General features: G+C 70.9%; 9 protein-coding genes. 5 read left to right on the plus strand and 4 right to left on the minus strand.

The window, feature by feature from the left end:
* The first annotated feature begins 43 nt into the window (after window positions 1-43).
* Window positions 44-757: an L-ribulose-5-phosphate 4-epimerase AraD gene (gene araD / locus ASD33_RS23515; RefSeq protein ID WP_056563938.1), complete on the plus strand. Its 714-nt coding sequence runs from the start codon at window positions 44-46 to the stop codon at window positions 755-757.
* A gap of 67 nt (window positions 758-824) precedes the next feature.
* Here araD and ASD33_RS23520 read toward each other — a convergent pair whose 3' ends face one another.
* The 4 genes from ASD33_RS23520 to ASD33_RS23535 form a co-directional block, all read right to left on the minus strand.
* Window positions 825-2,264, minus strand: coding sequence for an endo-1,4-beta-xylanase (locus ASD33_RS23520; protein ID WP_056563940.1), 1,440 nt, complete (start codon window positions 2,262-2,264; stop codon window positions 825-827).
* 288 nt (window positions 2,265-2,552) lie between these two features.
* Entirely contained in the window at window positions 2,553-4,025 is a 1,473-nt protein-coding gene (locus ASD33_RS23525; RefSeq protein WP_056563943.1) for a glycoside hydrolase family 43 protein, read from the minus strand.
* The gene (locus ASD33_RS23530) at window positions 4,022-6,241 is read right to left on the minus strand and encodes a glycoside hydrolase family 3 N-terminal domain-containing protein (RefSeq protein WP_056563947.1); all 2,220 of its coding nucleotides are present in this window, start codon (window positions 6,239-6,241) and stop codon (window positions 4,022-4,024) included. Before ASD33_RS23530 ends, ASD33_RS23525 begins: the two co-directional genes overlap by 4 nt.
* Window positions 6,222-7,265 carry a LacI family DNA-binding transcriptional regulator gene (locus ASD33_RS23535; protein ID WP_056563951.1) on the minus strand — a complete coding sequence of 348 codons (1,044 nt, stop codon included), beginning with the start codon at window positions 7,263-7,265 and terminating at the stop codon, window positions 6,222-6,224. The genes ASD33_RS23530 and ASD33_RS23535 overlap by 20 nt, the downstream gene beginning before the upstream one ends.
* Before the next feature lie 220 nt (window positions 7,266-7,485).
* On the opposite strand from ASD33_RS23535, the gene ASD33_RS23540 reads away from it, so the two are divergent.
* Genes ASD33_RS23540 through ASD33_RS23555 form a run of 4 tightly spaced genes read left to right on the plus strand, consistent with a single transcriptional unit; the run spans window position 7,486 to window position 12,033 of the window.
* Window positions 7,486-8,778, plus strand: coding sequence for an extracellular solute-binding protein (locus ASD33_RS23540; RefSeq protein ID WP_056563956.1), 1,293 nt, complete (start codon window positions 7,486-7,488; stop codon window positions 8,776-8,778).
* A gap of 4 nt (window positions 8,779-8,782) precedes the next feature.
* Window positions 8,783-9,760 carry a sugar ABC transporter permease gene (locus tag ASD33_RS23545; protein WP_242427239.1) on the plus strand — a complete coding sequence of 326 codons (978 nt, stop codon included), beginning with the start codon at window positions 8,783-8,785 and terminating at the stop codon, window positions 9,758-9,760.
* Window positions 9,757-10,587, plus strand: coding sequence for a carbohydrate ABC transporter permease (locus tag ASD33_RS23550; RefSeq protein ID WP_056563963.1), 831 nt, complete (start codon window positions 9,757-9,759; stop codon window positions 10,585-10,587). The genes ASD33_RS23545 and ASD33_RS23550 overlap by 4 nt, the downstream gene beginning before the upstream one ends.
* Window positions 10,588-10,623: 36 nt before the next feature.
* Entirely contained in the window at window positions 10,624-12,033 is a 1,410-nt protein-coding gene (locus ASD33_RS23555) for a glycoside hydrolase (RefSeq protein ID WP_056563966.1), read from the plus strand.
* Window positions 12,034-12,042 lie beyond the last annotated feature (9 nt).

Below are 12,042 nucleotides of genomic sequence, written 5' to 3' on the forward strand. Positions count from 1 at the left end.
CCCCTCGGCCTTCCCACCAGCCCCCGCGAGGACGGAGCCCTCCGTGAGCACCGCCGTTTCCGAGGAACTGCGCCGGGAGGTGCTGGAGGCCAACCTCCGCATCCCCCGGGCCGGTCTGGCCACCCTCACGTGGGGCAACGTGAGCGGCGTGGACCGGGAAGCCGGCGTCTTCGTCATCAAGCCCTCGGGCGTGGCCTACGACGTGCTCGGCGAAGAGGACCTGGTGGTCGTCTCCCTGGCTGACGGGAGCGTCGTGGAAGGCCACCTGCGGCCGTCCACCGACACGGAGACCCACCGGAGCCTCTACCTGGCCTTCCCCTCCATCGGGGGCGTGACCCACACGCACTCCGCCCACGCCGTCGCCTTCGCCCAGGCCCGGCGTCCGATACCGGTGCTCGGCACGACCCACGCGGACACCTTCAACGGCCCCGTCCCGGTCACCGCGTCCCTCACCCCCGAGCAGTGCGCGAAGGACTACGAGTTCCACACCGGCCAGGTCATCGTGGACCTCCTCGACCGGGACGACACCCGGGCCCGGGAAGTCCCCGGCGCCCTGGTCGCCCACCACGGCCCGTTCACCTGGGGCGCCGACGCCACCGCCTCCCTGGAACACGCCGTCATCTGCGAGGCGGTGGCCGAGATGGCGCTCCACACCATCGCCCTGGGCACGGTCGAACCTCCGCAGCACGTCCTCGACCGCCACTTCACGCGCAAGCACGGCCCCGGTGCCTACTACGGCAACCGTCCCAGCGCCTGACCGCACGGAGGGGGAGCCAGGACGGACCTGGCTCCCCTTCGCCGCGGCGCGGCGGGTCGGGCGTCGGTCAGGCTCGGGTCCAGCGCTGGTTGGCGCCGTTCCAGCACGCGTACAGCTGGATCGGTGCGCCGTTGGCGGTGTCGGCGGCGTCGAGGCAGAGGCCCGACTGCACGCCGACGACGGTTCCGTCGGAGTTCAGGCGCCACTTCTGGTTGTCGCCGCCCCAGCAGCCGTAGATCTGCACCTTGGCGCCGTTGGCCGTGCCGGCGGCGTCGAGGCACTTGTCGCCGTAGACCCTGAGCTCACCGGCGGAGGTGAGGGTCCACTGCTGGTTGGTGCGGTTGTTGCAGTCCCACAGCTGGACCTGGGCGCCGTCGGTGGTGGCGGAGGACGGTACGTCCACGCAGCGGCCCGAGGCGACCCCCTTGACGGGTCCGGAGCCGGGCGCCGGGGTCGGAGTGGGGTTCGGATCGGGGGAGCCGGCGTTGAGGGCGTTGAGCACGGAGGTGTAGGCGGGCTTCTTGCTGCCGTCGCCGTTGAAGAGCAGCGGAGTGTCCCCGGCTCGCCAGGAGTCGGTGTCCCGCACGCCCCACACGGTGACGCCGAGACAGCGCGGGACGGCCAGACAGTCGTCGGTCACCTGGGCGTAGGTCGCGCCCGAGGCGCCCTGGATGTCGAGTTCGGTCACGGCCACGTCGACGCCGAGGGCCGCGAAACTCTGGAGGGTGGTGCGGAAGTTGCTGTGGTACGGGCTGCCGCTGTTGAAGTGGGACTGGAAGCCGACGCAGTCGATGGGGACGCCGCGCTGCTTGAAGTCCTTGACCATGGCGTACATGGCCTGGGTCTTCGCCCAGGTCCAGTTCTCGACGTTGTAGTCGTTGTAGCAGAGCTTGGCGGCCGGGTCGGCGGCGCGCGCGGTGCGGAAGGCGGCCTCGATCCAGTCGTTGCCGGTGCGCTGGAGGTTGGAGTCGCGGCGGGCTCCCGAAGTGCCGTCGGCGAAGGCCTCGTTCACGACGTCCCACTGGCCGATCCTGCCCTTGTAGTGGGCCATCACGCCGTTGATGTGGTTGTTCATGGCCTGGCGCAGCGCGCCGCCGCTGAGGCTCTGCATCCAGGAGGGCTGCTGGGAGTGCCAGGCGAGGGTGTGGCCGCGGACCTGCTTGCCGTTCTGCACCGCCCAGTTGTAGACGCGGTCGCCGGCGGTGAAGTCGAACCTGCCCTGCTGGGGCTCGGTGGCGTCGATCTTCATCTCGTTCTCGGCCGTCACCGAGGTGAACTCGCGGGACGCGATCGTCGTGTACGCCGGATCGCCGAGCCGCCCCGAGGCGATGGCGGTGCCGAAGTAGCGGCCGCTCTGCGCCGCGGCGGCGCCGAGTGTGCTCTCGGCGGCCCCGGAGGCGGGTGCCGCGAGCACGGTGGCGGAGCCGAGCGCTCCGACGATCAGCGCCGCCCACAGGCCGCGTGTCCTCCGGCGGGCCGGGGGCGGGGAAACGGCGGGGGAATGCATGGGGGGACCTCCGGTACGGAAATCGCGGACGGGGGGAGAGCGCGCAGCGGAGAGAGTCCGCGGCGACGAGGACCGCGTCCACGGAACGGGGCTGCGGAATACGGCGGTGACGCCTCGTGAATCAGTGTGAAAATGCGGCATGTGCATGTCAACAGTTTCGAAGTTGTTTCGGAAAATGGCCCGTCATGGGAGCGCTGGAAAAGGTCGCCGAAGCGAGCGCAAAGGAGGTCCCCGCCGAAAGAGTTTCGACGGGGACCGCTCGCCTGAGGGAAGAATGCGTGCCTCGGTTCACCTTTCCCGCTGGGGGTACGAGAGGGCGAACCACGGGAAATGGGCCTCGTTCGTCGACGGATGGCCCTGGGACGTCGCGTACAGGCCGAGTTGGACGCTGGTGAAAAGCGGCGTGAGGAAAGTGGCCTCGACGGTGGCCAGGTCCTGCCAGGGGCCCTCGGGTGCCGCGTGGACGAAGGTGTGGGCGAAGCCGCGGATGCTGACCCCCAGGCGGACGGGGCCGGGAGGGAGGGCGGTGCGGGCCAGGAGGTCGGGGCCCCGGCGGAGGTGGAGTCCCTCCGCGGTACGGAGGAGCAGCAGGTGCGTGTCGTCGTCGACGACCACGGCGAGGCCGGCTTCCTCGCCCGGTCCGGCCGGGGTGAAGCGCATCTCGGTGGACACGTCGCAGTCGGGCTGTTCCTGGGGCCGGACGAGGAGGGACGGGACGGTGCGTTCGCCCAGGCGTTCGGGGCGGAGCCGGAGACGGAGCCCGTCGCCGACGGTCCGGAACGGCTCCCGGGGGGTGCGCAGGGAGTTCCAGTCGGCGGCGAGGACGGCGAAGTCGTCGTACAGCGGGCGGGGAGAACAGGTGTGGGCGACGGGGGAGAAGAGCGGCAGGCCGTTCCGCCAGCTGATCCGGCTGAGGAAGGTCTCACGGCCCAGGGCGGAGCCCGGCCGGACGCCCAGGAGGACGGCCCGCCAGTCCCCGTCCGGGGTCTGCACGAGGTCCGCGTGCCCGGTGCAGGTCACCGCGCCCCTCGGGGCGGGAGGCAGCACCGGGTTGCCGGGGGCGCCCTCGTAGGGGCCGGTCACGCTGTCCGCGCGGGCGGCCACCACGCTGTGGTCCACGTCGGTGCCGCCCTCGGCGGTGAGCAGCAGATAGCCGCCGTCGACCTTGTAGAGGTGCGGGGCCTCCGACCATCGGGCCTCCGGACGGCTCCCCGACCACAGGACGTACTCGGGTCCCGTGAGTCTTCGCTCGCCGGGCACGTACGCGCGCATCCAGATCTCGGTACGGCCGGCGGCCTCGTCCCGTACGCGGGCGGCCGTGAACCAGGCGCCGCCGTCGCCGTCCGGCCCGTCGTCGAAGAACAGCGACGGGTCGAAGCCCTCGCCCTCCAGCCAGGACGGCTCCGACCACGGCCCGGCCGGGTCGGTCGCCGTGACGACGAAGTGGCCCCCGCCGTCCATCAGCGTGCAGACGAGGTGGAAGAGGCCGTCGTGGTGCCGGATCGTCGGCGCGAACAGGCCGCGTGAGGGCCCGCATCCGTCGAGGTCGAGCTGCGACGGCCGGTCGAGGGCCGAACCGAGACGCCGCCAGTTCACGAGATCGCGGCTGTGGAACACGGGAAGCCCCGGGAACCATTCGAAGCTGGACGTCACCAGGTAGTAGTCGTCCTCCACCCGGCAGACGGACGGGTCGGGCCGGAACCCGGGGAGGACGGGATCGCCGAACGCCCCCGGTACGGGATCGGTGAACGGCTCCGTCATGGCACCGGGACGATGTCGACCGGCACGGACAGAACACGGTCCGCGCCCGGGTGGCGCACGGGGCCGTGCAGGGTGAAGGACCCCTGGAGGGGAAGATCGCCGCTGGACCGTCCGACGGCCACGCCGATCTCCCCGGGCTCCACTCTCCTGCGCAGGTCCACCCCGGTGAAGGAGGTCCGGTCGGCGTGTACGGAGAAGGTGATCCGGGCGGCCTCGCCCGGCGCCAGCTCGACCCGGCCGAATCCGGCGAGCCACCGGCGCGGCCGGACGACGGACGCCTCGGGGTCCGAGAGGTACAGCTGCGCCACCTCGGTCCCGGCCACCTCGCCGACGTTGCGCACGGTCACCGCCACGGAGACGGCTCCGTCGGTCGCTGCCGAGGGGGTCACCGAGAGATCCGTGTACGCGAAGCTCGTCCAGCTCAGCCCGTGGCCGAACGGGAACAGGGGAGTCGGGTCCACCGAACTCCAGTCGGTGCGACCGCCCAGGGTGGAGTGCAGATACGTGCCGGGCTGTCCGCCGGCCCGGCGGGGGAGGGAGACGGGGAGCCGCCCGGACGGTTCCGCGGCTCCGCTGATGATCCGGGCCAGCGCCGTCCCGCCCTCCTCGCCGGGGAAGAAGACCTGGACGACGGCCGCCGCGCGGTCGGCGAGCGAACCGAGCGCGTACGGGCGGCCGGAGACGAGGACCAGGACCGTCGGCACCCCGGAGTCGAGGACCTCGGAGGCCAGCGCGGCCTGGTCGCCGGGCAGGTCGAGGGTCTCGGCGTCGCAGCCCTCTCCCGAGGTGCCCCGGCCGAACATGCCGGCCCGGTCCCCCAGCACCAGCACCCGAACCTCCGGATCCTCCGCGGTGACCGTGAACCCGGCGGCGGTGAGCGCCTCGCCGAGCGTCGGTATCTCCAGCCCGGGATCGCCGGGCAGCGCCACGTGGTTGGGGAAGGAGTAGCAGCCGAGGAAGGCGTGGGGGTCGTGCGCGTACGGCCCGCTGACCGCGACCCGGCACGGACGCAGCGGCAGGACGCCGTCGTTGGCGAGCAGCACGGTGGACCGCTCGGCGAGGAGCCTGGCCAGCTCCCGGTTCTCCGGCGGGTCGAGGTCGACCGGCTCGGGCTTGACGGGCTCCCAGCCGGGGTCGAGCAGGCCGAGCCCTGCCTTCTGCAGCAGTACGCGCTCCGCAGCCCGGTCGACGAGCTCCTCGGGTACGTCCCCGGACCGTACGAGCGCGGTCAGCGGCTCGCCGTAGCAGCGGGCCGTCGGCAGCTCGACGTCGATTCCGGCGGCCAGTGCCAGCGCGCCGGCCGCCCCGCGCGATCCGGAGACGCCGTGCCGGGACTCCAGGAAGGAGACGGAGTAGTAGTCGGCGACCACGACACCGTCGAAGCCGAGCTCCTCCCTCAGCAGGCCGGTGAGCAGCCGCTCGTCGGCGGCGACCGGGACGCCGTCCACGTCGGTGTAACTGTTCATCACCGACCGGGCGCCGCCCTCGCGCAGCGCCCGTACGAAGGGCTCGACCAGCACGTCGGCGAACTCGCGCGGCCCCACGGCGACGGGGGCCATGTTCCGGCCGCCGCGGGAGGAGGAGTACCCGGCGAAGTGCTTGAGCGTCGCCACGACGCCGGCGCCTTCCAGACCCTGGACGTAGGCGGTGCCGATCGCGCCGACGAGATAGGGGTCCTCGCCCACGCACTCCTCGGTCCTGCCCCACCGGTAGTCGCGGACCACGTCGAGCACCGGGGCCAGGCCCTGGTGGACGCCGACCCGCCGCATCCCGTCGCCGATGGCGGCCGCCATCTCCCGTACGAGCACGGGATCGAAGGACGCGCCCCAGGCGAGCGGCCCGGGGAAGACCGTGGCCCCCAGGGTCATGAAACCGGTCAGGCACTCCTCGTGAGCGAGGGCCGGGATGCCGAACCGCCCCGCCTCGGTCACCTGCCGCTGGAGCGCGGCGAGCCGCTCCATCCCTGCTTCCGCCGTGATCGGCGCCGTGCCGTACACACGGGTGAGCTGGCCGAGACCGTGCCCGATGATGTCGTCGAGGCCCGGCGCCGGCTCTCCGGAGTCGTCCTCCATCGGCGCGACGGGCGCCCCGGGATCGGAGGCCAGGGCCCAGAAGCCGGCGAGTTGCCCCGCCTTCTCCTCCAGCGTCATCCGGCTCAGCAGATCGGCGACCCGCACGGAAGCGGGCAGGAGGGGGTCACGCCAGGGCTCGGTCACGGGGGTTCTCCTCAAGACGGGGAGGGGCGGTGGAGACCCTGACCTTGAGTTCGGTCGAGAGCTCCATCCGGGGGCTGACCAGGGGCTGGTCCTCCAGGAGCTGGAACAGGGCGCGGGCGGCGAGCCGGCCCATCTCCTCCAGCGGCTGACGCACCGTCGTCAGCGGCGGCGACAGCCAGTCGCACATCGGCAGGTCGTCGAAACCGACCACACTGAGGTCGTGCGGGATGCTCAGCCCGCTCTGCCGGGCGGCCTCGTAGACACCCATCGCCTGCTGGTCGCTGCCCGCGAAGATGGCGGTCGGCGGCTCCGGCAGGGCCAGCAGCTCCTGAGCGCACCGGAATCCGCCCTCGTGCTGGAAGTCGCCGAACCGGATCAGGCCGCGGTCGACCTCGATCCCGGCCCGTTCCAGAGCGGCACGGTAGCCGTCGATGCGGGCCTGGCTGCAGAGCATCTCCTTGCGCCCGCCGATCGCCGCGATCCGGCGGTGCCCCAGTTCGAGCAGGTGCTCGGTGGCGGCGAGGCCGCCGGCCCAGTTGGTCGCGCCGATGCTCGGGACACCGTTGTCCGGCAGGTCGATCGGGTCGATGACGACCAGCGCCGCCCCGCCCCGCTCGACCTGGGCGCGCTGCGCCTGGGTGACCGAGGCGGTGACGAGGATGACGCCGTCGCTGTGGTGCAGCACCGGCAGCGCCGACCAGCTCGACGGAGTGGCCTCGCCGGGCGGGACGAGCGACACGACCGTGCCGACGCCCCGCTGGGCGCACTCGGCCTCGACGCCGCGCAGGATCTCGACCGCCCAGGCGCTGTCCAGACCGCCGATGATCAGGTCGACGAGGCCCGATCTGCGCGCCCTGTTCTGCCGGCCGGGCTGGAGGTAGTTGTGCGACCGCAGCAGGCCCTCGATCCGTTCGCGGGTCGCGGGCGCGACGTCGGAGCGGCCGTTGATCACCTTGGAGACGGTGGCCTGGGAGACCCCCGCCTCCGCGGCGATGACGGCCAGAGTCGCACGCTGCTCACTCAACTTCTCTCCTCTTCGACGCCGTCGTTCGACGACATGTTTCGCAAACTTTCGAAGAGTTTCTGGCTGGCGTGATGGCTTGTCAAGACCATGTTGCCGCCGGGTTTCCGAGGTAAATCGGTGAGAAGTCTTGACCGGGGTGTCCGGCGTTCCTAGTTTATGGCACCACGCAATCCGAGAGTGTTTCGAAAAGTTTTCGAGCGCATCCCCTCACGGAGGTCCCATGGCCAGCACCACCCCGAGCCGACGCAGTGTTCTGGCGCTCGCGGGCTTGACCGCACTGTCCGTCTCCATGACGGCGGCCTGCGGGGCCGGCGAACCGGGCGGCGGGGCGTCGGCGAACGGCAAGGTCACGTTCGACTGGTGGAACATCGCCACGACGGAACCGGGCAAGTCGCTCTTCCCGCAGATCTCCGCGGCGTTCACGAAGACGCACCCGAAGATCGCGATCAACACGACCTCGCTGGAGAACGAGGCGTTCAAGTCCAAGCTGACCGCCACCACCTCCTCGGGCAGGCTCCCCGACGTCTACCAGACCTGGGGCGGCGGCGTGCTCCAGCAGCAGGTCGAGGCGGGGCTCGTCGAGGACCTCACCGACCTCCTCGACTGGTCGTCCCGGCTCACCCCGGTCTCGCTCCAGGCCTACCAGTTCGGGGGCCGGACCTACGGAGTCCCGTACGACATCGGCATGGTCGGCTTCTGGTACAACAAGAAGCTCTTCGCCAAGGCCGGGATCACCACCCCGCCGGCCACCTGGGCCGCGTTCCTCGACGACGTCGGGAAGCTCAAGGCCGCGGGCATCACCCCGATCGCGCTCGCGGGCAAGGAGAAGTGGCCGGGCCACTACTACTGGGCCTACCTCGCGATGCGCGTCGCGGGCCTCCCCGCCCTGCAGAAGGCCGCGACCACCAAGGACTTCACCGGTGACGGCTTCGTCCAGGCGGGCGCCCGCCTCAAGGAACTCGTCGACCTCCAGCCGTTCCAGCCGGGCTTCCTCGGCGCCGGGTACGCCACCCCGGGCGGCCAGGCCGCGACCATGGGCAACGGCAGGGCCGCCATGGAGCTGATGGGGCAGTGGGGGCCGTCCGTGCAGAAGGACGCGGGCGCCGACCTCGGAGCGGACCTCGGTTTCTTCCCCTTCCCGACGGTCGACGGCGGGGTGGGACGGGCGACCGAGGTGTTCGGCGGAGGCGGCGGCTTCGCGCTGCGCAAGGGCGCCCCGAAGGAGGCGCTGGACTTCCTGAAGTTCTTCGTCCTGGAGAACGAGTCCGCACTCCTCGCCTCCAACGGCTACCTGCCGGTGGTCAAGGGCGCGGAGAGCCGGCTCACGGACGCCAACAGGAAGGTCGTGGCCGAGAGCCTGGTCAAGGCGACGGGCTTCCAGCTCTTCCTCGACCAGGCCTACCCGCCGGCGGTCGGCCAGGAGGTCAACGACAGCGTCGCCGACCTCCTGGCCGGCAAGAAGACGCCCGAGCAGGTCACCGCGTCGATCACCGAGGCTGCGAAGAGTGCCTAGTCCCGTGTCCACCCTGACGAAGGAGCGGACGGAGAGGCCCGAGCCCGCGCACCCGCCGGTCCCACCCCGGACGGGCCCGCGCCGTTGGGCGGCCTGGGCGTCGGTCGCCTGGTTCCTCGTCCCGGCCCTCGTCCTCTTCCTCGTCTTCGTCCTCGCCCCGATCGTCGTCGCCGTCTGGACCGGCTTCTTCAAATGGGGCGGGATCGGCCCCATGGACGACTTCGTCGGCCTCGCGAACTACACCAGGCTCTTCGACGACCAGGTCTTCCTCGGCGACCTGGGGCGCGGCCTGTACCTGATCGTCCTCTCGATCACGGTGCAGCTGCCGTTCGCCCTCTTCACCGCCGTCCTGCTCAACCAGAAGCTCCGCGGCCGGGCCGTCTACCGGATGCTGTTCTTCGCCCCGTACATCCTCTCCGAGGTCGTCACCGCGGTCCTCTTCACGATGATCTTCCTGCCCGGCGCGGGCATGGCCGACCATCTCGCGGGACTCTTCGCCCTGGAGGGTCTCCAGGGCACGTGGCTCGCCGATCCCTCGACGGTCATGCCGACCCTGTTCGTCGTCATGGTCTGGAAGTACTTCGGCTTCCACATGATGCTGTTCCTCGCCGGGCTGCAGAGCATCCCGTCCGAGATCCTCGAAGCCGCCGCGATCGACGGCGCCGGCGCCTGGCAGCGCTTCCGGCACGTGACACTGCCGCTGCTCGGCCCGACGATCCGGATCAGCGTCTTCCTGTCGATCATCGGGTCCATCCAGCTCTTCGACCTGGTCTGGGTCATGACCACCGGCGGGCCCAACCACTCCTCCGAGACGATGGCGATCGCGATGTTCCAGTTCGGGTTCAAGCGGTACCAGGTCGGCTACGCCGGCGCGGTCAGCGTGGTGCTGTTCATGATCAGCCTCGTCTTCTCCCTCTTCTACCAGCGGTACGTGCTCCGCCGCGATCTCACCGGGGCCGTCACCTCGGGAGAGGGCCGATGACCGCCCGCCGGACGGTACGCGGCCTGTCGCTGCACGCCGTGGTCTGGTTGATCGCCGCGTTCGTCGCCGTACCGCTGCTCTACGCGGTGATATCCGGCTTCAAGAGCACCGCGGAACTGACGAACAACCCGTTCGGACTGCCCGAGCAGTGGAAAATCGCCAACTACACCGGAATCCTCGGCGACGGAATGTTCTGGCGACAGATCGCCAACAGCGCCGGCATCGCCATCGGTACGACGGTCTGCACCGTGGCGGCCTCCGCGATGGCGGCTTTCGTGCTGGCCCGATACGCCTTCCGCGGCCGGGAGTTGTTCTATACGCTTTTCACCATCGGGCTGATGTTCCCGTTCGCGGTCGCCGTCCTGCCGCTCTTCCTGATGCTGCGCACCTTCGGCCTGCTCGACAACCCGCTCGGCGTGATCCTCCCCCAGGCGGCTTTCGGGCTCCCCATGACGATCGTGATCCTGCGCGGCTTCTTCCGGACCATTCCGGCGGAGATCGAGGAGGCCGCCACCGTGGACGGCTGCGGAAAGTTCCGGTTCTTCTGGCAGATCCTCCTGCCGATGGCGCGACCCGCGCTCGGCACGGTCTCCGTGCTCGCGGTCGTCGCGAGCTGGAACAACTTCTTCCTGCCGCTGCTGGTGTTCAGTGATCCGAAATGGCAGACGATCCCGGTCGGCGTCCAGCAGTTCCAGGGGCAGTACTCGACCGACTTCGCGCTCGTCCTCGCGTACATCGTGCTCGCCATGGTCCCGGCCCTCGCCTTCTACGCCGTCGCCGAGCGCCAGCTGATCGGCGGCCTGACCGCCGGCGCCACCAAGGGCTGATCCCGCGCCGCGTGACCTCCACCCAGAGGAGTCCCTGTGAAACGCCTGACCGTGCTGACAGCCGCAATATTGTTAGCGCTAACAACGCAAGTCGCCGCTGCCGGCCCCGCGCCTTCCACCGCCCCCGCGTCCTCCACCGCCGGCCCCGCCATCGACTTCCGGGGCTCGCTCCAGTCCATCGACGGATTCGGCTTCTCCATGGCCTTCCAGCGGGCCGACCTGCTGCACGGGGCGCGCGGCCTCGGCCCCGCCAAGCGGCGCGAAGTCCTCGACCTGCTGCTCAGCAAGGAGAAGGGCGCGGGTCTCTCGATCCTGCGCCTGGGCATCGGCTCCTCGACCGACCGGGTCTACGACCACATGCCGACGATCCTGCCCGCCGACCCGGGTGGGCCGGACGCGCCGCCGACGTACGTCTGGGACGGCTGGGACGGCGGGCAGGTCTGGCTGGCCAAGGAGGCGAAGGCCTACGGCGTCCAGCGGTTCTACGCCGACGCCTGGAGCGCGCCGGCCTTCATGAAGAGCAACGGCAGCGAGAACAACGGCGGCGAGCTCCTGCCCGCATGGCGACGGGCCTACGCGAACTACCTCGTCCAGTACGCGAAGTTCTACGAGCGGGAAGGCATCGGCATCACCGACCTCGGGTTCACCAACGAACCCGACTGGACGGCGAGCTACGCCTCGATGCGCTTCACCCCCCAGCAGGCCGTCGACTTCCTGAAGGTGCTCGGGCCGACCGTCCGCGCCTCGGGCCTGAAGACCGGGGTGGTCTGCTGCGACGCGGCGGGCTGGGACCGGCAGGTCGCCTTCACCGAGGCCATCGAGGAGGACCCGGAGGCCGACAGGGCCGTGGGGACCGTCACCGGCCACCGCTACAGCGGTCCGGCCGCGGTCCCGCAGCCGACCGACAAGCACGTGTGGATGTCGGAATGGTCGCCGGACGGCACCACCTGGAACGAGAACTGGGACGACGGCAGCGGTTACGACGGCCTCTCCGTCGCGGCCGACATCCAGAACACCCTGACCGTCGGCAACGCCAACGCCTACGTCTACTGGACCGGCGCGTCCATCGGCGCGACCCGGGGGCTCATCCGGCTCGCCGACCCCGGCGACGACTACCGGGTGTCCAAGCGGTACTGGGCGCTGGCCGCCTTCAGCCGTTTCATCCGGCCGGGCGCCGTCCGTGTGCCGGTCACGAACGCCGATCCGGCACTCCGGGTCACGGCCTTCCGCAACGCCGACGGCAGCCGCGTCATCGAGATCCTCAACACAGGGACCACCGAGACCTCCGCCGCCTTCACCCTGCGCGGCGGCCACGACCGGCACCCCGACGCCTACGTCACCGATCGGACCCGCTCGATCACCCCGTCCGACGTCGGCTCCGTCCACGGAACCACCCTCACGACCACGCTCGCCCCCCGCGCGCTGACCACCATCGTCCTCGACTGAGCCGTCACC

This window comes from Streptomyces sp. Root1304 (genome assembly GCF_001426405.1).
Classification (GTDB): domain Bacteria; phylum Actinomycetota; class Actinomycetes; order Streptomycetales; family Streptomycetaceae; genus Streptomyces.

Bases quoted from the DNA above. Each gene is read 5' to 3' on its own strand.
- ASD33_RS23520 (WP_056563940.1), bottom strand. From the start codon at position 2,264: ATGCATTCCCCCGCCGTTTCCCCGCCCCCGGCCCGCCGGAGGACACGC.
- ASD33_RS23525 (WP_056563943.1), bottom strand. From the start codon at position 4,025: ATGACGGAGCCGTTCACCGATCCCGTACCGGGGGCGTTCGGCGATCCC.
- ASD33_RS23540 (WP_056563956.1), top strand. From the start codon at position 7,486: ATGGCCAGCACCACCCCGAGCCGACGCAGTGTTCTGGCGCTCGCGGGC.
- ASD33_RS23550 (WP_056563963.1), top strand. From the start codon at position 9,757: ATGACCGCCCGCCGGACGGTACGCGGCCTGTCGCTGCACGCCGTGGTC.